Source organism: Pseudomonas sp. BS-2016 (assembly GCF_001806145.1).
Lineage (GTDB): Bacteria > Pseudomonadota > Gammaproteobacteria > Pseudomonadales > Pseudomonadaceae > Aquipseudomonas > Aquipseudomonas lundensis.
In genome coordinates, this window is the sequence record NZ_MLCT01000037.1 from 306676 (window position 1) to 330938 (window position 24263).

Below are 24263 nucleotides of genomic sequence, written 5' to 3' on the forward strand. Positions count from 1 at the left end.
TGGAAGCCAGCGTCAAACGCTTACCGCTCCGGGGGGTGCAACACCGCCATTAACCGCGGGTTTTCAGCAATCTCCTGTTCGGTCAATCGCTTCACCAACGCCAGCCGTGCACTTTCCCTCTCCCCAACGATTTCCTGTGACTGCGTAACGTAGTCGCTGCTGGACATGCCCTCGCGCGCGGCGAAAAGCGCCGCCATCCGCTCATCTTGCGCATCGTCCGAGCGAAAGAACGTTTCCTGATATTTAAGCCTGAGAAAGTTTTGCCAGTAATCGCGGGCGATGAGCGAGGCTTTCAAGGTCTCAGGGGACTCCTTATTCATGACATAGGCCTTGGCCTCTTCCAGCTCGGCCGATGTCACACTCGCCACATTTTCGAAGACCATGCTGCGTGGCCGGGCGGGCAAGTCCAGGTCTTGTGCCAGGTGTACTTGGTAATACATTTGCACTTCCAGCGGATCAATTTGCGCAATGCGGTCTTGCAGCCAGCGCGGGCTCAGTATCTCGGCCAATTGCAGCGCTTCTGGCGTACCCAGCCGATACGCTACGCCCTGACACTCTTGCGCCGACATTTCACTCAAGGGCTGGTCGGCAAAGTCAGGGCTGACCTCATCAATCAACTGCTGCAAACGTTGCACGGCACTAATCGGTCGAGCACTGATTTGAGCAATACGCTGAGCAATGATCGTGTCCACATGCTGATTAAGCGACTCAATACGGAACAAACCCCGGGTTAAATCCAGCAATTGTTCTTCGGTGTTAAGGCCGTGCTCAGCCAAATAGATGTGCAGTTGCAGTTCAAGATCAGCAAACACCATGGCAATGCCGTCGACGCAGGTTCTGGGTTGGCTGCTGATATCAAACAACCCTCTACGCAGCCCCATGTTCTGGTGCATAGCGTTAAGCAATGACCATACGCGCTGACTTAAATCCCCGTAATTACGGGAAAACTGGGCGGACGCGCTTAAATCCTCGAGTATCCGAAAAAAATCACGACCATTGTCTTCGGCCCATAAGGCATTCCACACCGCCAACTGCTCATCGCTCGGCGGCTGCGCCCATCGCTGGATACCCCGAGGGGACGGCACATGCTGGCGGGAGATCCAGATACCGAAGTTGATGTGTTGCTCCAGCCGATAAATATAGAGACGGCGCAGAGAGTCCGCGCTCAAAGGGTTGTCGTGTAAAAACGTCACGCGGTTGACGGCATTGCGCGCTGGCGACAGCACCTCGGAAGGCACATGGCTGATCGCGTTATCGCGCAAATCAACCACTTGCAGGTGTTGAAGACCTTCAATGCCTTCGGGCCATTGATCAAGGCCGGTATAACGCAGCTGCAAGTGTTCAAGGTCGGACAACCGAGCGACTGACAACCTCATGCCCAAACCATTGCCGGTCAGATTGAGGGCTTTTAAACGGGTCAGGCTGGCAAGTGTTTCATGGGCGGACGCGTTCAACATGATGTGGTTGCCCTGAAGGTTGAGCACCGTCAGCTCACTCATGTCTGCAATGGCAGCGGGTAACTCGACCAATTCGCTGTTCTTCAAGGTCAATGCGCGCAGTTGTTTGAACTTGCCCAAAAATGACGCAGGAAAGTGGCCTGAGGGTGAGTGGCTCACATTCAGGGCATTGATGTGAGAAAAATCCGCAGATAGCTCAGGCAGACAATCCACGGGCCAGGCATCCAGATCCAGCTCGTAGCCCAAGTGGCCCCCTATCTGGTTATGCGGCGTCTGGCGCCGCCAAGCCTGTATCAAGGCCCGGCGCATCGACTTCTTGACGTGAACCGACACTTTGAATCGCGGCGCGTTGTGAGGCGCGCTCCACACCTCGGACGCCACCCAACTGTCGAGATCCACGCGCAGGCTTTGTAACTCGCCCCTGAGACGGACCAGCGTGCGGGTAATTTGAGCGGGACTGAGGTTCAAGCGATACATGAACTGACCCGCCTGAGCCTCGCTCATTGAGGGGTAAAGCTCAAGTAACTGATCTTTGAGCAATTGCGGCCGTTCTTGAGGCAGTAAACGCCCGGAGCGGCCGCCCAGCGGGTAGCCCAGACGGCCATCCGCCAATCGCAAAGGCGACTTGATCCACGGCTTTATCGTGTGTAGGCCCAAGGCTTGGGCACTTAGGGAACGATGGCGGTTGGCGACCGCCGCAACCTTGAGGGTGAACGCGCCATAGGGATCAGTGGCAGGCAGCATCAATCCCGTGCGCTCTTCTTTTGAAAGTGTTTCAAAAATGCACCTGAGCAGCGACGTATGCGTGTATGTTTCGCCCTCGGCAAACCCAAAATACTCGTAGTGATCACCGCTCTTGAACACCTCTCGTGCAGAGGTGACTAACGGGTTTCCAAACGTTTCAATCACGTGCCCGGTGGTTTTGTCCCGTACAACAAGGCGCAAATGCCTGGGCCAGCCCGGGACAGAAGGCAGAATTTTGCGGGCCACGTTTAAACTGTCGTCGCTTGTGAGCACGTCAAACAGCAACCCTTCAATGGCACGGCTAATGCGCACGGCTTGAACGTAGTGCCGCGCTTCTTCCAGCACCACCAGCGGTAGCCGCCCTTCGCTGCGGATCAGCGCCACCTGCTCAGGTGACAGGTGTTCGACCAACTCCTCGACCACGGCAGCGGGCAAGCTGGAAAATTCTTGTTGTATCAGGGCGCCGATGGAAGACGTCGCTTCTGTTTCGTTGTACAGACTCAAGAACAATGCTTTCTCAGTGGCTTGCGCAAAGGCCCCCAAGCGTTGCGCCAGTGCCTGCACCTGCTGCTGTTCGCCAGCGATTTCACGTCCCAGTAACTGGGTGACCTGTGTCTGGGACAAACAGTCGAGGGTCACTTTCAGCAGGTCCCTGTGTGCAATCTGCGCTTCAGTCACTTGCACCCTCGGGATTCGGGAGACCAGGTCATTGCCATACTCACGAAATAGCACGCCATCATTTTCGACCACGCGCAGCACCCGATCGGCTGGCCATCCCGGCAGTTGGGTAATCAGCCGCAACTGAAGATCGGCGTCCGCTGCCAGACGGCCAGCGCCGTTTTTCATTCTGGAGACAAAGGTCTCGATTTTCTCGACCAGCGCGGCGCGTTTCAGACTGTCCACCCACAAGGCGGGGGCTGGCAGTTGTTCAAGCACCACATGCCTTAAGGTTGCATCAGACAGATTCGAGATCGTCATCACCTTATCAAGCGTGGTGGTCGATAAGGCTTGGGCGTCCTCCCCCATGCGCCGGAATAATTGAGCGCGGTCCCAATACAAGGGATCGTCCAGTTCGTGCGTCCAGATGCCTTCATGGTTATGACGTAACTTGACCTTATACGCACGCCCATCCGAAGGATGTTTCAAGTAGAAACTGCCGGCGCCGGGCTCCGTTGCAACCCTATATACCCGGTCATCCAACTTGATATAGGTGTGTTCATTGACCGTGTAAATACCGCGCGCATCCGCTTTTATGCCCTCCAGGGAAATTTTTTTAACTGCGTAGCCGGCAAGGTCAGGTTTCCATAACTTACTGACTCCCCGTTCAATCCTGACAGGCACCATCGCATCTACATGCGCAGGGGCCTGCAAGGCTTTGGCGACCCCCGCTGTTCCCGCCAGTAACGCCACGTTTTGGGCCACATCGAAGAGGTAAGTGATCGCCGTGTACGTGTCATCTCTTTCCCACGCCTGAATGCCCGCAAAGACTTCTTCCCCCAGTTCAATGACGCTGACAGCCAACAGCACCTGACCCAGTACCGGAACAAACCCCAGTGCCAACCCAAACAAACTGATCCCGATGTTCAAATACATGGCCTGACGCTCGACGCGCGCACGCTGGTCTTCGTCTTCGGTCGGCACGACCAATACACTGGCGTCGTCTTTGATTTGAGCCAGTTGCTGCTGCCATGCCACTTCAAAGGGGTTTTCGCTTTTAAGGTTGTAGTGTGAGTGGGTAAATAACGCCGGTTCGTAAATGATGGGTGGGCGTCGCAGCAACAACGAATCCCACGTGGCATGCCTGATATGCGTACGGCGCACAAACTCGGCACGATGGCGTAACGGCACGCGTTTTATGAAGTACTCGGCAAATTCAGGGTTTTTTAACCATTCGCGCAAGTGAATCTGGAAGGCATTAAACGTTTCAAACTCGTAGAAGCAACGTTCGGGCGCCTGGGGCAGATACACCACGCACGGCTGGACGACGTTGCTGGCTTTGCGCAACGGCAACACGATGATGACCCCCGTGACCTCGAAATCGAGTATCTGGAAGGTTCCACACATGGCCGGCCCGCTCGTGAAAACAGAGGGCTGTGCCGTCAGCAAACGCTCAATGAGGGTGTAGATGCCGGGGCTCACAAGGCCCTTCATGAACTCCATATGCAACGCACAGGCAAACTCATGGCGCGCATTGTCACTAAAGGCCTGCATGTTTTTAAAAGCCTTGGAGCGAGGGTCCGTCATGGGCCATTGGTTTTCTACAGGCCTGAACTGCTGATCCAGATGCAGTTGGTATTGAAACCCCAAATTCAGATCACGGCTGATTTGTGCAAATTTCTCCGGTGTCAGATCGGGGTTAATCACCTCCGACTTATTGCTGGCAATGCCGTAGATATAAGAGCCGGGATCGAAGCCACCGGCACGTGTTTCCGACACATCAAAGTTCTGCATCGCAGCCTGCAACAGACTGTGGTGCGAAATACTGGACACCAGGTTCAATTCCAGCGACTCAGGAATCAGTGCGTCCGGCATTAAGGATCGTGCAGCCGTATCGACCAACTTGACCTGATGGCGCGCGATAAAAACCAGCAAGTTGTTGACCAGGTGCACTTGTTTTAACGCATGGGTCTTTACATCCAGATCACGCCACCCATACACCGACAGCGCCAGTTTCAGCAGGGGTTCGCAGAATTGTTCGATGGGTTTGATGGCGGCCAGAATCCCGGATGTTATCTGCTGTGTCTCATGCCTGAGCTGCAGGCTCCTTTTCAGGGACTGGCGAACGGACTCCGGCGCGTTGACGAACCAGCCGGGTAACAAGGTTGAGACAAGGGTTTCGTATTTATTTTCGGCGGGTGCCTGCAACAGACGTTTTGACGTTTGCGTCATCTGCCTGACTGCGTTGGAAGGGGTATAGCCATTGATCGTTGCCATTACCAAAGCCTGTCTTCTAATAAGACATTCAGCTTAAGCACAGGCTTTTGCGGCCATGAGTTAGATAGTTAGGGGCCCCCCACTCGGGCTCTGACGCCTCAGCGCCGACCACTGAGGTTGACACGGCCCGCTGTACCCACAGGCACGGCAGGCCACGGTGGGTTACCAGAAACGGTTCTGGGTCAAACGCGCCCAGAGCGAATCCACGACACGCTCGACGGAAGAACTGGCGGCCAGCCCCACACGCTCTTGCAGGCTTTTACGCTGGGCAAAGTGCAGATGATAAAGCTGCGCAGTCTTGGCACGCTCCGACAAATACTCATCGCTGGTTTTCAATTCATCCACCAGCCGTTTTTCAACCGCCGCCACCCCCAGCCATACCTCGCCCGTGGCAACTTCATCGATGGCCAATTGTGGGCGGTATTGCGCGACGAAGTTCTTGAACAGTTGATGCGTGATGTCCAGGTCCTGCTGAAACTTCTCACGCCCCTTTTCAGTGTTTTCGCCAAACACGGTCAACGTGCGCTTGTACTCGCCAGCGGTCAGTACTTCGTAATCAATGTCATGCTTTTTCAACAGTCGATTGACGTTAGGCAACTGCGCGACCACACCGATCGAACCGAGGATGGCGAAAGGCGCGCTGATGATTTTGGCCCCAATGCAAGCCATCATGTAGCCACCACTGGCGGCCACTTTATCGATACACACCGTCAGCGGAATGCCCGCCTGACGAATTCGCGCCAACTGCGACGAGGCCAGACCATAGCTGTGTACCATGCCGCCGCCGCTTTCCAGTCGCAGAACCACTTCATCGGCCGGGGTGGCCAGGGTTAGCAAGGCGGTGATCTCGTGACGCAGGCTTTCAGTGGCAGAGGCCTTGATATCGCCATCGAAATCGAGGACAAACACGCGCGGCTTCTCATCAGGCTGTTTCTTCAGCTTCTTTTCAGCCTTGCTGCTGTCTTTGCGCAAGGTCTTCAACTGATCCTTGGTCAGCAGTGACTGTTGCAGACGCTCGCGCAAACCTTTGTAAAAGTCATTCAATTTGGTGACGTGCAGTTGCCCCGTCGAACGTCGGCGCCCTTTGCCGCGCACGACAGCCAGCGTGACCAGCACCACCAGGATCGCAACCACTATCGTCACTGTTTTCGCCAAAAAACTGGCGTAATCGGCAAGAAATTCCACAGACACTCCTTCAAACAAGGCCACCCCGGACGTCCGGGTGGCGTAATGGGGCTCAGCATACCGGCGCCAATCGGCGGCTGCCAGCCGTGAAACGCTGCGTCGACACGTGCCGGGCGCAATTCAAACAAGCGTATGTTTTTTCATTGACAGCTCCCCGCCTTGCTCCTAACCTCGCCTGACTTTCAACGTACCGGGGCAAAGCGGACGTGGGCAGCATCTATCTAATAAGACATGGCCAAGCCTCTTTCGGCGCTGAGAACTACGACGTGCTGTCGCCACTGGGTGTGCGCCAGGCGCAAATCGTCGGCCAGCATCTGGTGGACCTCGGCCTGCGCTTTGACCGTTGCCTGTCCGGCGATCTTTCCCGCCAGCAAGACACCGCCCGCCACGCCCTGCAGCAGTTCAGCGTAGCCGGGCTCGCCACCCCCGCTCTGGAAGTTGATCCGGCCTTTAATGAATTCGATGCGTTCGGCGTGCTCAGCGCGCTGCTGCCCGGTTTGTTGCCAGATGAGCCCAATGCCGTGGCCGCCTTGACCCATGCAGCCCATGACCCGGCCGAATTCCAGCGGATATTTGACCTGATTGTGGCGCGCTGGGTCAGCGGCACCTGGGACACCCCTGAACTCGAAAGCTGGCTGGCCTTTGTCGAACGCGTCCAAGGCGGGCTCAACCGGTTGCTGGATCACGCCCAGGCCAGCCAGCACACCATCGCCGTGTTCACCTCCGGCGGCACCATCACCGCCCTGCTCCACCTGTTGACCCGAATTCCCGCCAGCGAAGCCTTCAAGCTCACCTGGCACATTGCGAACACCTCGCTCAGCCGCCTCTCGTTTCAAGGCCGCGAGGTCACACTGGCTTCCTTTAACAGTCACCTGCATTTGCAACTGTTGAAGACGCCGTCACTCATCACCTATCGTTGAGCGCCGGCAACCGCGACCCACGGGTCGCCGTACCCCACCACAAAAGGATCGAACCATGACGTCTGTAGCTGATGCCGTTCAAGCAATGAAAGCCAAATTCAACCCAGCCGCTGCTGCCGGCCTGGACCTGGTATTCGGCTTTCGCATTGATGACACCAAGAACTTTTCGCTGATCGTCAAAGACAGCACCTGCGAACTGAAGGAAGGCGAAAACCCGGACGCACAAGTCACTCTGGTGATGGACGGCGAAACCCTGGAAGGCATCGTCAGCGGTGAAACCGACGGCATGCAAGCGTTCATGGGCGGCAAACTGCGCGCTGAAGGCGACATGATGCTGGCGATGAAACTGAGCGAACTGTTCCCAAGCTAAGTTTCGCGCACGACAAAAAAACCGAAGCCCACGCAGCTTCGGTTTTTTTTTGCGCTTCACATTGGGCGCCTTGCTATCAGACACGCTGATCGGCCATTAACACCCGCGTCTATTAAGGCCGCCCGCGGCTTGTTGTCGACGGGGCGGCCCATTAGATTAGCGAATGTTGTCCGGCCTCAAAAATAAGCAGAAGAGATAGCCATGGCGCTCACCGACTCGTCTACCCGTATCCGCTCTGGCGAAGAACTCGACGCCAGCCAGATTGACCCGTACCTGAAGGCCCACATCCCGGGGCTTGGCGGTGAGCCCCGCATCAGCCAGTTCCCCGGTGGCGCATCCAACCTCACGTACCTGATCGAGTACCCCGGCCACGAACTGGTGCTGCGTCGCCCACCGTTTGGCCATAAAGCCAAGTCTGCCCATGACATGGGCCGTGAGTACCGCATTCTCAATCACCTTAAGGACGCCTTCCCCTACTGCCCCAAGGCCTATGCCCATTGCACCGACCCGTCGCTGATCGGCAGCGAGTTCTATGTCATGCAACGGGTCAAAGGGATCATCTTGCGCTCGGAATTGCCCGCGGAACTCAACCTCACGGCCGACAACACCGGCGCCCTGTGCCGCAGCTTTATCGACACCCTGGTCGAGCTGCACAAGGTGGATTACACCGCGTGCGGCCTGGCCGACCTGGGCAAGCCTGAAGGTTATGTGCAACGCCAGATCAGCGGCTGGTGCGACCGTTACGAAAAGGCGCTGACCCCGGATGCGCCGCACTGGGAAACCGTCAAGGCGTGGCTCAATGCGCACCTGCCGCCCGATCACCCAACGCCTGCCATCGTTCACAACGATTACCGCTTCGACAACGTCATCCTCGACCCGCACAACCCCAGGCAGATCATTGGCGTACTGGACTGGGAACTCACCACCCTCGGCGACCCGCTGATGGACTTGGGCAACACCCTTGCCTACTGGATTGAGGCCAATGACCCGCCGGAGGTGCAGCGGATGCGGCGCCAACCGAGCCATGCGCCGGGGATGTTGACCCGCCGCGAATTCGTCGATTACTACGCAGAACGCGCCGGGATTCAGATCGATAACTACGACTTCTACTACACCTACGGGCTATTCCGTCTGGCAGGCATCGTGCAGCAGATCTACTACCGCTTCTACCACGGCCAAACGCAGGACAAACGCTTCGCCCAGTTCGTCCACATGAACGCCTTGCTGGAGCACATGAGCCTCAAGGTCATCGAGCGCTCCAGCCTCTAAGCCCCCGAACACGAAGGATTCAGCATGACCCGCACTCACTTGTTTGACCTTGATGGCAAAATCGCTTTCGTGTCCGGCGCCAGCCGCGGTATCGGTGAGGCCATTGCCCACTTGCTGGCCCGCCAGGGCGCGCATGTCATCGTCTCCAGCCGCACACGGGAGAACTGCCAACCTGTGGCCGACGCGATCATCGCCGCCGGGGGCAACGCCACCGCCATGGCCTGCCACATCGGTGAACTGGAGCAAATACAACACGCCTTCGCGCGCATCCGCGACGATTTCGGCCGCCTCGACATTCTGGTCAACAACGCCGCCACCAATCCGCAGTTTTGCCATGTGTTGGACACCGACCCGAGCGCCTTCCAGAAAACCGTCGACGTGAACATTCGCGGCTATTTCTTCATGTCGGTCGAAGCCGGCAAACTGATGCGCGAACACGGCGGCGGCAGCATCATCAATGTCGCCTCCATCAATGGCGTGTCGCCGGGCGCCTTTCAGGGCGTGTACTCGATGACCAAAGCCGCGGTCATCAACATGACCAAAGTGTTTGCCAAGGAATGCGCGCCGTTGGGCATTCGTTGCAACGCCTTGCTGCCCGGCCTGACGGACACCAAATTCGCCTCGGCGCTGGTCAAGAACGACGCGATTCTCAAGGGCGTCTTGCAACAGATCCCGCTCAACCGCGTGGCCAATCCTGAAGAAATGGCAGGCGCCGTGCTGTACCTGGCCAGCGATGCCTCCACCTACACCACGGGCGTTTCGTTGAATGTGGACGGTGGGTTCTTGTCCTGAACAATCCGATAATTTAATTCCACCGATTGCATTTTCGGAAATTTAATTCCATAAAGGTACTTCCTTACAATAAAACATCCAAAGGAAGTTGCCATGCGTTCACTGGGAATAGGTCTGATCGGCACCGGCTTTATGGGGCGCGCCCATGCGCTGGCGTTCCGCAATGTCAGCGCAGCATTCGAACTGCCGGTGCACCTGCGCCTGGCTGCCGTGGCCGATGCAGAAGCCGAACGGGCGCAACAGTGCGCTTCGGCCTGGGGGTTTGAACGCGCCCACAGCGACTGGCAGCAGTTAATCAGCGATCCCAAGGTCGACCTGGTGGCCATCACCACCCCCAACCACCTGCATTTCCCCATGGCCATGGCCGCCATCGCGGCGGGCAAGGCCGTGTACTGCGAGAAGCCCCTGGCGGTCAGCCTGCAACAGGCCGATGACATGCGTCAGGCCGCCCGGGCTGCAGGCGTGGTCACGCGGGTCGGTTACAACTACCAGCACAATCCGGTGCTGGTGCAGGCACGCGAAATGATCGCGCGAGGCGAGCTAGGGCGGCTCATCAGCTTTGCGGGGGAGTTCAGCGAAGACTTCATGGCCGACCCGGCCTTGCCCTGGTCATGGCGCTGCGAAGCCGAGCATGCCGGGGGAGCGTTGGCAGATCTGGGCAGTCACGTGCTGGCCCTCGCCCGCTACCTGATGGGCGACGTCGAGGCGGTGTGCGCCGACAGCCAGACTGTCCACCCGCTGCGACCCGCCAGTCATACCGACCCGCGGGACACACCGATCCACGTGGACGACCAGACCCACGCGTTGTTGCGCTTTCGCAATGGCGCCCGCGGCAGCGTCAGCAGCAGTTGGCTCAAACACGGCTACAAAAACCACCTGAGCGTCGAAATCAGCGGCACCCTGGGCACGCTCAGGTTCGATCAGGAACGCCTGAACGAACTGCACGTGTGCCTGCAAGGACAATCAGGTTTCGAGCGCCGGCTGTCCGGCCCCGACTGGCCGGGCTATGCCGCCTTCAGCCCGGCGGCGGGGCATCAACTGGGTTACAACGAGCTGAAAACCCTCGAAGTCCACGCCGTGATTCAAGCCTGCGCCGGCGTGCCCGCCCCCGGCCCGGATTTCGAAGAAGCCTGGCAAGTGGAGCGCCTGGCCGCCGCCATCCGCCGCGCTGCACAGGAGCAGCGCTGGGTCAGCCTCGATTAACGGGTATACGGCGTGCTGACGGCCCGCAAACACCGCTCAGCCTCCTGCGCCATCTCCTCAATCACCTGCTGGCAGCTTTTCAGCTCGCCAATCGCGGCCGCCACCTGACCGCTGGGCAATATGCCTTCATCCGGCACGCCGTCGACCATCGAGCGCTGTAAGAGCACCGGCTGGTTGGCGGCCATCACGGTTTGCGACAGCGCGCCGGGGTCTTCTTTGACCGACTGGGCAAACACCCCGAGCATGTGCCGCACGCTCATGCCGGTCTGTTGCTTCCATTGCCAGGCGCTGCCCAGCGCAATGCGCAAACGGCCAAACGCAGTGGCACGCTCCAGGCGGTTGATAAAGGCATTTTCAATCATCCGGTGACGCATGCCGTCCACGGCAGTGGTGACCCGAATCTGCTGCGGGTCGTTGACCTTGAGGTAACGCTCCAGGGTCGCCACCGGCGTGGGGGATTCACGGGTCATGAGAAACCGCGTGCCCATGGCTACCCCCGCCGCACCGCACGCCAGCGCACTGGCCAGGCCGCGCCCGGTGGAATAGCCGCCCGCGGCAATCACCGGCACCTGCACCGCATCCAGCACCTGTGGCAGCAAGATGGTGCTCGGTACGCCGCCGGTGTGGCCGCCGCCCTCGCCGCCCTGCACGGTGACCATGTCAGCGCCCAGTTCCACGGCCTTGATCGCATGCTTGAGTGCGCCCACCGTGGGAATGCACAACACCCCGGCGCGTTTGAAACGGTCAATGGTCTGCCGGTCGGGCCCGCGCCCATAACTCACCGCACGCAGGCGGTATTCAATGGCCAGGTCCACGCACTGCGCGGCATTGTCCTGAAACATATGAAAGTTAAGACCGAAGTTGCTACCACCCGTGGCCTCGATCACCCGTTGGATTTCGCCCTCCAGTTGATCGGCAGCGATCGTCGCCCCGGCCAAAAAACCAAAGGCTCCCGCCTGGGTGCTGGCGATCACCAGATGAGCGTCCGCCACCCAGCCCATGGCGGTTTGCACAATCGGATAACGGCAGCCCAGCGCTTGGGTCAACGCCGTGTTCAGGTAGTCACTCATCGGCGTTCCCCCGCAGCGGCCTTGTTGGCGTCGGCCATGGCCTTGGCATCGAAACCGCCCAGTTTGTCACCGGACAGCAGTTCGTTGTGGCTATGGGCGAAGTGATGCCACGCGAACACCGCGTCCATCGCCGTGCGCTTGCCCTGTAAGTCTTCGACGTGGTTGATCGCCTGCTTGGTCAGGGCCAGCCCCATGCGCGGCTGCCGGGCGATGGCTGCGGCCAGCGCGTAGGTCCCGGCCTCCAGATCCTCTCGGCTGAACAGACGATTGACCATGCCCATTTGATAAGCACGCTCGGCGCTCATCCGGTCTCCGGTGAACAGAAATTCCTTGGCAATGCGCGGGTTGAGTTCGTACGGATGAGCGAAATACTCCACCCCCGGAATCCCCATGCGCACCACTGGGTCCTGGAAAAAAGCATCGTCACTGGCCACGATCAAATCGCACACCCAGGCCAGCATCAGCCCACCCGCAATACACGCGCCCTGCACCATGGCGATGGTCGGTTTGGGCACCTCGCGCCAGCGCCGACACATGCCCAGGTAAACCTCCTGCTCGCGGGCATACAAATACTCCCCGCCGGGCTTGTTGGTGTGATCCCACCACAGGTGGGCACGCTCGAACGGCTTGTTGATGTCGCGCCCCGGCGTGCCAATGTCGTGCCCGGCCGAAAAGTGCTTGCCATTGGCCCGCAGCACGATGACTTTGACCGCGTCATCGTTGACCGCACGCCTGAACGCATCGTCCAGTGCATAGGTCATTTGCGAGTTCTGCGCGTTGTTCACCGTCGGCCGGTTCAGCGTCACACTGGCCACGCCCTCGACCACCGCGTACAACACCGGCTCATCGGTTTCATACACAGCGCTGTCAGCGCGCTGCACAAATTCACTGTCGATGCTCATAAGAGTGATCCTTGGCGTCAGGCCTGACGGATGCCGGGCGGATTGCCCTTGAGCGCAGCAGCGCGGTAGTCATGGGGGTCGAGCCGGCGGATCAACGCCAACTGCTCGGCGGTCGGGGCCACGGTGGGGTGCAGGTCGGCCGCCTTGAGCAGCGGGAAGCCGGTGTTTTCTTGCACCTGTTCGAAACGCACGCCCGGGTGCAGCGAACGCACCTGCGCGGCCCGCTGTGGCCCACCGAAATCCATGACGCACAGGTCGGTCACGATCAGGCGGATATCCATCAGGTCGCGGCGCATGCCCGGTTCCCAACGCGCGTCGTTAAACCCCACGCCCGACACCATGTCCACCTCGGCCCCGACAAACGCCCGGGTGTTGTGGGCCGGGATGAAGAACGAGTTGAGGTGATTGATGCTGTTGCCGGGCAAGCCGCGCACGCCCAGCATCGCCACTTTGGGTGTGTGGTAATCACCGATGCACGACAGGTTGGTCTGGCCCCAGCGGTCCACTTGCGTCGGGCCGATCATGGCATGGCGACGACCGCCCCAGACGCATTCGAACACCCGCTCAAATGACAGGTAACCCGAATAGCGCGGCTCATCGTCACCGCGAGGGCCCAACGGGATCGGTTCTTCCACCAGAAACGCCTCACTGTCGGTCATCAACAGTTCAGGGCTGTGGGTCATTTTGGCCAGGCTGGCCGCCAGACGCGGGATCACCCCGAGCCCCGAGGCAATCACTTCGCCGTTGCCACGCCAGGCTTCAGAGGCGGCCACAATCAGCAGTTCAGCCAGGGAAAATTCGCAATCAGCAGACATATTCATGCTCCTTAAAACACGGGCAGCGGCAATGCGCTCAGCCGATCGACACCGCCATTGCTGGCCTGATAAGCGCTTTCGCCGGGGGTCACGAACTCGGCCACATAGGCGGCCCAGCCACCGTCTTGGGCCGCGCTGGCGCTGTAGCGCTTCAAGTGACTCAAGTCCCAGCCGTAATCGGACGGGCACGAGGTCGGGTGCGCACCAAAGGGCGCGTGCACCACACCCGTCACCAGGTAACGTTCAAAGGTGTTGAACCGCGCCTGCTGCGCGTCCAGGCTCAGGCGCTCTTCGAGCCGTTCGCACGAGACAAAACACTGTTTGGCGGCACGCGCATACAAGTGGTCGAAGTACGGGTCAGGCCCGGTCACCAGGGTGTTGCCCAGGCGGTCGGCCACGTTGACGTGCAAGAACGCGATGTCGAGGTTCAGGGCGGGCATGGCCAGCATCACTTCGCCATCGTCATAGGGCGATTGCACCTGTTTGATCTCGGGGTTGAGCCGCGTGACATCGGTGGCCAGGCCGCAGCGGGTCGGCAAGAACGGCAGGCGCATGCCCGCTGCCCGCAGCCCCCATTGCAACATGCCCTCGTCAAGTTCCATCAGTTGCAACCCGCCCGCTTCGCGCGCCTTGCGAAAGTGGGCTTCCAGCGGGATGGCGTCCAGGGTGGCAAAGCCAAACACCAGTTTCTTGACCTTGCCCGCGGCGCAGAGCATCCCGACTTCGGGGCCACCATAGGCGACCACGGTCAGGTCCTTGACGTCCGAGCGCAGGATTTCACGCACGATGGCCATCGGCTTGCGCCGTGGGCCCCAACCGCCGAAGCCGATGGTCATGCCATCGCGTAATTGGCCGACCACATCGGCCGCTGTCATTTGCTTGTTCATCTCACGCTCCTTACTGCTGGCCGACTGAAAAGTCGTGCCCCCAGAGGCTGACCCGGGTGAATTCGAAGGCGCTGTGCGCCTGCCAGTCCACCAGCAGGCCGCCATAGCCGTACTCAAGGTCAAAACCCGACGGGGTTTTCATGTAAAAAGAGGTCATCCGGTCATTCAGGTGCTGGCCCAGCGTGGCCGACAACGGCACCTCATGGGCCAGGCGCCGGTCGTGGGCGCGGCCGACTTCGGTCATGTTGTCGACCTCGACCATGACGTGCACACAGCCCGAGGGCACCGGGTACTCCGCCAGCGCCAAACTGTGATGGCGGCTGTTTTTGCAATGCAGAAAGTGAATCCGGATCGGCGGCGCCGAAGGGTCGGGCCGGAAGTTGAAGATGTCCGACAGCTCAAACCCGAGCACGTCCTTGGCAAAGGCCAGGGTCGCGTCGAAGTTCGGCGCGGGCAGCACGGTGTGGCCCAGGCCCATGTCACCGGTGATAAAGCGCGGCACGCCTTGAGGCGACACAAAAGGCTGGCAATCGGAACGATGGCCCCAGCTCAACTCGTGGCGATTGCCTGATGGGTCGGTGACGTGGACCAGCGCTTGCACGCCCCGTTGTTCGCACTGCTCGGCACTGCCCTGACGCCAGCTGACATCGGCCTGATTGAGGGTGGCGATGGCGGCGTTGAACGCCGCTTCGTTGCCCAGCTCCCAGCCGGACGCCACATAACGCGCCTCGTCACCGGGCACGATCAGCATGCGAAACGGACGCTCGTCCATCTTCACGTACAGCCCGCCCGTGGGGGCTGGCGTCACCATCATGCCCAGCACATCCTCGGCATAACGCTGCCACGCAACGGGATCGGGGGACTGTGCAACGAAGTAGCTCAAACCGCGAATGTCGATCATGCCTGCTCCTCAACGCCTGTCTGTAGTGGCTGAGGGGAGTATGGGAAGGAAGGGAGCGGGGATCATCGTCCGTTGAGACTAACGGGCGCCGAGGGGGTCGTCGTTGCCCGGCACACAGGCTGCGCGCCGGGCAATGACGAGGTGCAAAGGGTTTACATGTACAGGATCACCAGCTCGTTGATGACCGAAGGCCGCTCGTTGCCCAGTACATGGGTATTGAGTTCAAGGGTGAGTTGGGTGCCACTTTTGACCTTCTCCACCTTCTTGACCCGCGCCCGCGCATGAATGGTGGCCCCGGCGGGCACCGGCGACGGGAAGCGCAAGCGGTCCGATCCATAATTGACCATATTGCTGAACCCGGTGATCTCGTAACCCAGATTCAGCTGCATCCGCGATTGCAGGATCTGCACCAGCGCGCCGTGGGCAATGGTGCCGCCGAACGGGCTCTGTTTGCGCGCCCGTTCCGGGTCGGTGTGAATCCAGTAATCATCGCCGGACAACTGCGCAAAGGCGTCAATCAGCGCCTGATCGACAATCACCCGATTGCTCCACGGGCTGAACGTTTCGCTGACCAAGCCCTGCAAGGCCGCGTCATCGCTCAGCGCGATCTGGCGCACCGCGGCACGGGCCGGTTCAACAGGCGCAGGCTGCTCGACGCCAGGCCGTTGCCTGTGCCCGGCCGCGTCCTTGTCCACGCCGGTAAAGCGCAGCAGGCGATTGCCCTGGGCGTCCACTTCTGCAAACACCGGCTGCAGGCGCATGCCGATGCTGACTTCAGACGCCTCCAGCCCCACCAGGTTGGTGTTCATGCGTACGCCCTGATCCAGCTCGACCACGGCCAGCATCTGCGGCATTTCGTCAGCGAAATCCGGCAACGTCGGGATGCGGGTCACGGTAAAGCTGTAGAGGGTGGCCTCGCCGCTGACTTCGCGCCAGCTCAGGTCGTGGGCCAGGCACGCCGGGCAATGCCGACGCGGGTAAAACACCCACTGGCCGCACGGGTTGCACTGTTGTATCAGCACGCGCTCGGCTTTGAGACCTTCCCAGAACGGCGCGGAGATTTCGGTCGGCACGGGCATTGGTTTGTTATTGGACATTGGATTCATGCTCCCTGAAGTATCAACGCGCCCTGCTCGCTCATCACACCGCCGGTGCCTGAGACGTAGACGGTGTCACAGCGTTTGAGTTGTCGCTCGCCCGCCGCCCCGGCGATTTGCGTGACGGCCTCGATCACCTGGCTCATGCCGCCCGCCGACCCGGCCTGACCGAAACTCAACTGGCCGCCATGGGTGTTCATGGGGAAGTCGCCGCGCCAGGTCAAATCATGTTCGCGCACAAAGTTCATGCCCTCGCCCTTGCCGCAGAAACCGGCATCTTCGAGGGTCAACAGCGCGGTGATGGTGTAGCAGTCGTAGATTTGCGCGGCGTCCACGTCCCCGGGTTTGAGTCCGGCCATGTTGAACGCCCGCTGCGACGCCGGGCCGATCGGGGTGTGGACCATGTCCTGGGCGTAGGACGGCGATTTGAATGCCAAGTGTTCACCGAACCCGGTGATAAACGAGGGCCGCTTGCGAGCCCGGGCCGCGACTTCTTTGGAGGCAATAATCATCGCGGCGCCACCGGCCACCGGCATGACGATCTCCAGCACGTGCAGCGGATCGGCAACCTTCTTGCTCGCCAGCACCTGCTCGATGGTCAGCGGCTGGCCATAAAACATCGCCTGCGGGTTGTATTGCGCATTGGTGCGTTGGTCCACCGCGATCTTGGCCAACGCCCGCGGGTCGTACCCGTATTGCGCGCCATAGCGCTGGGCGATCATGGCGTAACCGGTGTTTTGACCCATGTGGCCATAGGGCAAATCGAACTCTGCTTCGGGCGCACCAAATGCCGTGCTGTGGCCGCCAAAGCGCATGGCCCGGGCCATCCAGCTTGGGTCTTCGTCCGGCCCCATGGGCGCCATGCGCGCTGGCAGCACGCACAACACCGCCTGACACAGCCCCAACTCAATGGCCGCGGCGGCGCGCCACACCATGCCCACCGAGGTGCAGCCGCCCAGGTCCACCACTTCAGCGAAGTTCAGTTTGAGCCCCAGGTATTCGGCCGCCATGGCGGGCACGAACACCGACGCCTCATGAAACTGCGGGCCGTTGATCACCAGCCCGTCGAGGTCACTGGCCTGTAGCCCTGCGTCCCGCAAGGCCTGGGCCGCCAGGTCCGCCACTTGCTCCAGGTGGAACATGCGTGGGGCCGTGGCGTATTTTTCCGGTTTGTACTGCGCGCTGCCGACAATGGCCGCATGACCTTTAAGACCCATGGGTTTCTCTCTTTATGTCGAATGCTGGGTCCTGCCCACGCTGCGCGATGCAGCGAGGACAGGGACGAAGGGCTCAGAACGTGTATTTCATCGAGAACGTCGCGTAATCGCGGTCGGCCAGCGGCCGCTTGATCGGGTCCGGCTCACCCAGGTACGCGATGTACTTGAAGGCCACTTCCAGATTGCTCAAGTATTTGAACGTGGTGCCCGCGCTCAGGCGTCGATCCCCTGCCACCCCGGCGATGGTGCCGGACATCGGCGCCGCGCCGCTGAACACATCGGAGTAGGTGAACGGCACTTCCAGGTCCCAACCATTGAACACGCCCGGGTAGCTGAACGAGGCGCCCACGGTGTATGCGCTGGAGGAGCGTGTGCGCCAGGCCGAACCAGTTTTGTAGGTGTAGTCATTGGACGGCTGCACGGCCCCGGCATAGCGCGGGTCCAGCGGTAAACCCAGCAGGTTCGGCGCACCGGACACATCGTCCACGTCATCCACACGCACGGTGACGATTTCCCCGGTCAGGGTGGTCTGGCTGGCCCACGGCCGGTCTCCGAGAATGCGCATGGCCGACACTTGCAGTTGCTGGCCCTTGCCACGGGTCGGCACCGGCCCCAGCCCGGTGTTGACCATCACCGGCGCGCCGTCGCGGTACGACCACTCGGCGCCGACCTGGGTATCGCCGATTTTGGTGGTGGCGCTGATCCCGGTCAGTTTGATGTCTTCAAAGTATTTGATCCGGTAGCCGTTGCTGGTGTACGCGTACTGGCCGTTGTTGATCGGCAGCGGGTCATAGCCGATCAGCGCCGTGGCCGGGTTTTTATCGTGGTACACCACATGGAACAGCGACATTTCCAGCTCGGGCAGCGGCCGGAAACGGATCTGCGCGCCCCACTGGCCACTGTCGCGCGGATCGTCGGTGCCGTTGTAAGGCACCTTGGCGCCCCCGGCGCCGTACAAAAACTCACGGCCCGGCCCGATCACGTCGGAAGTCGACAGGTAGCTGCCCACCGGTGGCAGTTCGGTGCCTTTCCACTCGTACTGCACATAGCCGCCGAGGGTCAGCACGGGGTTGATGCGGTACGAGGCCGACACCTGCCCGACCGGCAGCAGCACTTCCTTGACCTCCACCCCCGGTTGCGCGGCCTTGACCGCGTCGGACGGGTTCTGCACGCCATTCACGCCGGGGTAATACAGGCTCTCGCCCCAGGATTCGATATGCCGCCCGGCCTTGACGTCGAGCATGGTGTCGTTCTCAAACCGCCAGCCGCCAAACACGTAGGCGTCCAGCAGCCGCGTGCGCCCGCCGCTGTAAGTGCGGGTGTCGCTGGTGAACGTGTCATTGCTGCCGTATTTGTTGACGGTACTCGGGGAGTCGTTGTCGTTGTGGCGGTGGTACACATCGTCATAGAAAGTACTGGCCCGCACCACGGCACCGTAGTTGTCTTTGCGCAGGATCATCTCGCCCAGCGCGCCGATCCGGTTGGTGGTCAGGCTGTGCTGGTCGAAGTTGCGGTTCGGGTCATCCGCGTTGATGCCCATCAAGCGATCGCTGGGGGCGCCCAGGCGCATGCCGATGCCATAACTGGTGGTCACCGTCCAATCCAGGGTCGCGCCATTGTCAAACTCGATGGTCTCACCGGCCCACAACGGGCTGGCGAACAACGCGACGGCGGCGGCCAGGCCTGTGACCTGAACCGTGTGCGGGCGCAGCCCCGGACATTTATTGTTGTTTTTATTAATCACACTGCCTCTCCTGATTCGCGACACGCGGCCGCATCGATGGGTTCAAGCGTCATTGCGTGGGTTGGCGCATACGGCCCCGCTCAGTGCAGCGCGAGCGGGTTGAACGTCGAATCTCCTGTCCGGGCACGCCGGTAACGGTGCAATCCTCCTTGTTCTTCACGTACAAGCTTGCCCTGGGCCATCAGGTAGTTGGCGTGCGCCAGCGTCTCGCCCAGGGCCATCAACTCGTCAAAACGGCCCGACAGTTTTTTGAACAGCACGCCCATCATCTCCAGCCCCGAACACGGCTGAGCGCAGGCATCGAGCAGCTGTTGCAAATGGTTGTGGTGGTGTTCGCGCAACTGATCGAGCCGCGCATGCAGGTTGAAAAACGGCCGCTCATGGGCAGGCAGCACCAGCACGCTGTCGGGAATCACCCGCAGCCGCTCGATGGAGTCGAGCCAGTCCTGCAACGGGTTGGCAGCCGGTTCCGTGACGTGCACCGCCACGGTCGAGGTAATGCGCGGCAACACCTGATCGCCGGAAATCAGCAACCCGTCCTCGGCGCTGTACAGGCAGGCATGCTCCGGTGAATGGCCGTTGCCCATCACCACTTGCCAGTTGCGCCCGCCAATGCGCAGTTCGCTGCCGTGCTGCAACCGGACGAAACCGGCCGCGAGCTGCGGGCGAAAATGCTCGCTCTGAATCAACGGCAGCAGCGCGGCCGTTTGCGCGGCACTGAAACCGGCCTTTTGGTAGAAATCGAGAAACGCCCAGTCCGGGGTCGTGGCCCTGGGCGGGCCGTGGTGCAACGCGTCGAACTCCCCCAGGGTCATCAACACCGGGCAGCGGAAGCGCTCGGCCAGCCACCCCACCACGCCCGTGTGATCGCTGTGAAAATGCGTGCAGATCACCGCCTTGAGCGGCAGGCCCGCCATCGCCCCGGCAAACACCTGCGCCCACACCTCACGGCATTGCGGGGTGTTGAGACCGGTGTCCACCGCCACCCAGCCCTCGCCATGGCGCAGCAAATACAGGTTGATATGGTCCAGCCCGAACGGCAGCGGCATGCGCAGCCACAGCACGCCTTCGGCCACCGTCTGCACCTGACCGTTGGCAGGCGGGTGCGGCCACGGGTAGCTCAGCCCGTCGCGCCATTCATGCCCCAGGGCGTCGACGTCATTCATGGTCGCTGCTCACGAACGGCGGCAATCCCGCGCGCGCCAGCACCTGCAATGAATACGGCTGGTAGGTGCCGCTGCTGTCGTCACGCACAAACAAAGGGTCGGCAAACAGGCACGGCGCATAGCCCTGACGCTGCAAATCCACCTTGCGCAATTTGAAAGTGCTGGTCAGGTCGGCCGCTGCCGAAACCCGCACAAAGACGGGCGCCGCATAGCGCGGCAAACGGGCTTCGGTCAGGTCGTAAAACGCCTGCGGATCAAAACAATGCCCGTCTTGCATCAGAATGGCGGCCATCCCGGCCCGCCCTTCGTGCTCGGGCACTTGCACGCCGTAGACGTTGATCAACTCAAGCCCCGGCAAATCGCTCAGGGTGTCGGCCACTTCCAGCGTGGACACGTTTTCACTCTTCCAGCGGAACGTGTCGCCGATGCGGTCAACGAAATAGAAGTAACCGTCGTCGTCATAACGCAACAGATCGCCCGAGCTCCAGTACGCGTCCCCCGGCTCAAACACATCGCGACGGATCTTGCTTTCGGTGGCGTGCGCGCAGGTGTAGCCCTCAAAGCGTCCACCGCCGACCTGCGGATGGTTGACGATAAACCCCATCGCCTCGCCCACTTCGCCCGGCTGGCACAGTTGGTAAAACCCTTGTGCGTCACGCGGGTGGATGTCGTTTTCGATGTCATAGCGCACCAGTCGCAGATTGGTGCGGCTCCAGTCCGGCACCCGGCCGCACGAGCCGACGTAGTTGTCGACGTTGATCAGGTTGGCGTTGGCTTCGGTGGAGCCCCAGCCCTCGAACACCTGAATCGGCCCGAAGCGCTCGATCCAGCGTTGCCAGGAGTCAGGCGTCAGCCCCGCGCCGAGCATGTAGCGCAAGCTGTGCTCACGCTCGCCTGCGACCACCGGCCGGTTAAGCAAGTAACGGCAGATTTCTCCGATGTACTGAAAGGTGGTGATGCCGTGCTGACGCACGTCGTGCCAGAACTCACGGACGCTGAATCTGCGCCGCACCACAATGCTCGCCCCGGCCCGCAAAGCGGTGGAGGTGACCGAGGTGGCCGCGGCGCCGTGGTACAGCGGCAGGCAGCAATAGAACACGTCCTCACAGGTGGCGCCGAGGGTCACTTTCATCACATCACCCGACGACAGCCAGCGCATATGGCTGTAACGCGCCGCCTTCGGCAGCCCGGTGGTGCCCGACGTAAAAATCAGCAAGGTGGTGCTTTCGGCCGGGATGCTGGCGCGCCCGTCACGGGGGAACGCCGTGGCCGGTGCGCGCTCCAGCTGCACGGCCAGGCTCTCGTCAACACAGGCCGGTAATGCCGCGTCGCTGGGGTTTTCCGGGTCGAGGATCAACCACCACGGCACGTCAGGCAAGCCGTCGGTGCTCAAGACATTGCCCAGGCATTCTTCACCCACGACCACGGCCTTGGCGGCGGTGGATTCCAGGGCGTGCACCAACGGTTTGCCGCTGACCTGGGTGTTGATGAACGCGGCCACTGCGCCGAGCTTGACCAGCCCGAACCAGCTGAAGAAAAACGCCGGACGGTTTTCCATGGCAATCGCACACACATCGCCGGGGCGCAAACCGTTGTCATAAAACACGTGGGCCATGCGATTGGCCTGGGCATCGACCTGGGCATAGGTGTAGGTCTGGCCCCCGTAAATCAAAAACGGGCGCTCTGCAAAACGCAGCGCCTGCGCTTCAAGGCGGTCGGCCAGGGTGTAGAGGTCCGATGGTTTGATCTGCGCGCTGGCGGCCGCACGCCGGTCCAGCAGGGCCTGGGTGTGTTCGCGCGGCACCGGCGGTTGCAAGGTGGCCAGGGGCGTATGGATATGGGTCATGTCGTTCATGGCGCCACCGCCTCTGCACACGGGTAATCGCTATAGCCTTCGGGGCCTGGGGAATACAGGGTCTTGCGCTCGAACGGTGCCAGCGCCAAGCCGTGGCGCAGGCGATGCACCAAGTCCGGGTTGGCGATGAAGTGCCGCGCAAACGACACCGCTTCGCCCTGCCCGGCGTGCAAGGCAGCTTCTGCGCGCGGGCCGTCAAAGCCGTCATTGAGGATCAGCCCGCTGCTGCAATAGCGTTGCGCCAGGGCAAAGGCATCCAGGGTCGGCAAGGGCGAGCGCATGATGTGCACATAGGCCAGGTCCAGCGGCTCGGCGGCGCTGCACAAGGCCTCGGCCGTGGCCAAGGGGTCGTCATCGCTGATGTCGTTGAACGGGTTGCCCGGGCACAAGCGCAGCCCGACGCGCCCGGCACCGATCGCCGACGCCATGGCCGCCAGCACCTCGGCCGGGAACCGCACGCGGTTTTCCACGCAGCCGCCGTAGCGGTCTTCACGCCGGTTGCTGCCCGATGCCATGAACTGCATCGGCAGGTAACCACTGGTGCAATGCAACTCAACGCCGTCAAACCCGGCTGCGCGGGCATTCAGGGCGGCCTGCCGGTATTCCTCGATCACCTGGGCGATGTCCTGCAACGACAACGCTTGCGGTTCGTCGGTATCGACCAGCCCCGCCACGTCGGTGAACAACTGGGTGCGGGCCCGCAACGCCGAAGGCGCGACGGTGGCCGCCCCGGCGGGTTTGTTGTGCGCGCTCGCGGCCCGGCCCACGTGCATCAGTTGCAACACGATCAGGCCGCCCTCGGCGTGCACGGCCTCGGTCACGGCTTTCCAGGCGGCAATCTGTTGCGCGGTGTAAATCGCCGGGGTGCGGCAATAGCCCAGGCCACTGGCCGACGGCGCGGTGCCTTCGGCAATGATCAGCCCGGCAGACGCGCGCTGGCGGTAATACTCGACCATCTCAGGCGTTGGCACCGCGTTGGCATCGGCGCGGCTGCGGGTCATCGGCGCCATCACGATGCGGTTGGCCAACTGCAACTCACCCAAACGCACAGGCTCAAACAAAATGCTCATGGCAGCTCCTCAGCGCACGCGAATCGACGGTGCGCCAGCCCCACGGCGCAGGGTGGCAAGAAAGTGTTCCAGGGGCGCGGCAGCGGCCACTTCGGGCAACTGATCCTTGTCCGGGCGGTTGGCCCAAAAGTCGTTCCAGGACGGAAACAAATCATGGAAGGTGCCGGCGTAGGGTTCGCGCCCCGGCCAGCGCATTTTTTGCGAGCCGATCGGCGGCTTGTTCAAATCGCTGGCGTACCAGTAGCACGGCAGGCGACGGCGGAAATACCAGCGCCCCTGCATGCGTTCGTAGTCATCCCAATACAGCATTTGCATGGTCACCCACTCGGGGCCGGTTTCATGCTCGTTCTTGGAATACACCACGCCAATGGCATGATCGGCGTCGGTGAATTCAATCAGGTGCTGGCCCAGATGGTGGGAGGTGCCCTGAAACTGATGGCGCAGCGTGTCGTCGACCCACGCTTTGAGGTGCGCCCGCCCGGTTTTCTCGCGCCCGACGCGAATGTCTTCGGCAAACAGATTGACGTGCGCATCAAGGTCGCGCATGTCCAGCGACAACGAATATTTGCCGGCCAACTGGCGAATTTCTTCGATCGACTCCAGCCGGTCGAGACGGGCGAGCAAGGCGTTCTGTTCCATAAGCGGTGTCCTTCAAACGATCTTTA

19 protein-coding genes are annotated in these 24263 nt (G+C 61.0%); 5 read left to right on the forward strand and 14 right to left on the reverse strand.

Features of this window, described 5'->3' with window-relative positions; translation table 11 throughout:
* Nucleotides 1-20: 20 nt before the first annotated feature.
* Both BKD70_RS21110 and sohB read right to left on the reverse strand, forming a co-directional pair.
* Nucleotides 21-5135: an NEL-type E3 ubiquitin ligase domain-containing protein gene (locus BKD70_RS21110; RefSeq protein ID WP_047274426.1), complete on the reverse strand. Its 5115-nt coding sequence runs from the start codon at nt 5133-5135 to the stop codon at nt 21-23.
* A gap of 162 nt (nt 5136-5297) precedes the next feature.
* A complete protein-coding gene (sohB, locus tag BKD70_RS21115; protein WP_047274424.1) occupies nt 5298-6320 on the reverse strand; it encodes a protease SohB in 1023 nt (340 codons plus the stop codon).
* A gap of 206 nt (nt 6321-6526) precedes the next feature.
* Between sohB and BKD70_RS21120 the strand changes: the two genes are divergently transcribed.
* From BKD70_RS21120 to BKD70_RS21140, 5 genes are all read left to right on the forward strand, one after another.
* Nucleotides 6527-7240, forward strand: a complete 714-nt coding sequence (locus tag BKD70_RS21120) for a histidine phosphatase family protein (protein ID WP_047274422.1) — start codon at nt 6527-6529, stop codon at nt 7238-7240.
* A gap of 55 nt (nt 7241-7295) precedes the next feature.
* Nucleotides 7296-7610, forward strand: coding sequence for an SCP2 sterol-binding domain-containing protein (locus tag BKD70_RS21125; RefSeq protein WP_047274420.1), 315 nt, complete (start codon nt 7296-7298; stop codon nt 7608-7610).
* A gap of 201 nt (nt 7611-7811) precedes the next feature.
* Entirely contained in the window at nt 7812-8879 is a 1068-nt protein-coding gene (locus BKD70_RS21130) for a phosphotransferase family protein (protein ID WP_047274418.1), read from the forward strand.
* A 24-nt stretch (nt 8880-8903) separates the two neighbouring features.
* Nucleotides 8904-9671: an SDR family oxidoreductase gene (locus tag BKD70_RS21135; protein ID WP_047274416.1), complete on the forward strand. Its 768-nt coding sequence runs from the start codon at nt 8904-8906 to the stop codon at nt 9669-9671.
* A gap of 93 nt (nt 9672-9764) precedes the next feature.
* Entirely contained in the window at nt 9765-10874 is a 1110-nt protein-coding gene (locus tag BKD70_RS21140) for a Gfo/Idh/MocA family protein (protein ID WP_047274414.1), read from the forward strand.
* Here the strand turns inward: BKD70_RS21140 and BKD70_RS21145 are convergent.
* The 12 genes from BKD70_RS21145 to BKD70_RS21200 form a co-directional block, all read right to left on the reverse strand.
* Nucleotides 10871-11944, reverse strand: a complete 1074-nt coding sequence (locus BKD70_RS21145) for a nitronate monooxygenase family protein (RefSeq protein ID WP_047274412.1) — start codon at nt 11942-11944, stop codon at nt 10871-10873. The genes BKD70_RS21140 and BKD70_RS21145 overlap by 4 nt on opposite strands.
* Nucleotides 11941-12846: an enoyl-CoA hydratase gene (locus BKD70_RS21150; protein ID WP_047274410.1), complete on the reverse strand. Its 906-nt coding sequence runs from the start codon at nt 12844-12846 to the stop codon at nt 11941-11943. Before BKD70_RS21150 ends, BKD70_RS21145 begins: the two co-directional genes overlap by 4 nt.
* A 17-nt stretch (nt 12847-12863) precedes the next feature.
* Entirely contained in the window at nt 12864-13661 is a 798-nt protein-coding gene (locus BKD70_RS21155; RefSeq protein ID WP_047274408.1) for a CoA-transferase subunit beta, read from the reverse strand.
* Between the two features lie 11 nt (nt 13662-13672).
* Entirely contained in the window at nt 13673-14548 is an 876-nt protein-coding gene (locus BKD70_RS21160; RefSeq protein WP_047274406.1) for a CoA transferase subunit A, read from the reverse strand.
* Between the two features lie 10 nt (nt 14549-14558).
* Entirely contained in the window at nt 14559-15449 is an 891-nt protein-coding gene (locus BKD70_RS21165) for a VOC family protein (protein ID WP_047274404.1), read from the reverse strand.
* Between the two features lie 152 nt (nt 15450-15601).
* Entirely contained in the window at nt 15602-16546 is a 945-nt protein-coding gene (locus BKD70_RS21170; RefSeq protein WP_047274402.1) for an OB-fold domain-containing protein, read from the reverse strand.
* Between the two features lie 5 nt (nt 16547-16551).
* Nucleotides 16552-17763 carry a thiolase family protein gene (locus BKD70_RS21175; RefSeq protein WP_047274400.1) on the reverse strand — a complete coding sequence of 404 codons (1212 nt, stop codon included), beginning with the start codon at nt 17761-17763 and terminating at the stop codon, nt 16552-16554.
* A gap of 73 nt (nt 17764-17836) precedes the next feature.
* Nucleotides 17837-19507, reverse strand: a complete 1671-nt coding sequence (locus tag BKD70_RS21180) for a DUF1302 domain-containing protein (protein WP_047274398.1) — start codon at nt 19505-19507, stop codon at nt 17837-17839.
* Between the two features lie 80 nt (nt 19508-19587).
* The gene (locus BKD70_RS21185) at nt 19588-20673 is read right to left on the reverse strand and encodes an MBL fold metallo-hydrolase (RefSeq protein ID WP_047274396.1); all 1086 of its coding nucleotides are present in this window, start codon (nt 20671-20673) and stop codon (nt 19588-19590) included.
* A complete protein-coding gene (locus tag BKD70_RS21190) occupies nt 20666-22528 on the reverse strand; it encodes a long-chain-acyl-CoA synthetase (RefSeq protein ID WP_047274392.1) in 1863 nt (620 codons plus the stop codon). The genes BKD70_RS21185 and BKD70_RS21190 overlap by 8 nt, the downstream gene beginning before the upstream one ends.
* Nucleotides 22525-23598 carry an alkene reductase gene (locus BKD70_RS21195; RefSeq protein ID WP_047274390.1) on the reverse strand — a complete coding sequence of 358 codons (1074 nt, stop codon included), beginning with the start codon at nt 23596-23598 and terminating at the stop codon, nt 22525-22527. The genes BKD70_RS21190 and BKD70_RS21195 overlap by 4 nt, the downstream gene beginning before the upstream one ends.
* 9 nt (nt 23599-23607) lie before the next feature.
* Nucleotides 23608-24237, reverse strand: coding sequence for a nuclear transport factor 2 family protein (locus tag BKD70_RS21200; protein ID WP_047274388.1), 630 nt, complete (start codon nt 24235-24237; stop codon nt 23608-23610).
* Nucleotides 24238-24263 lie beyond the last annotated feature (26 nt).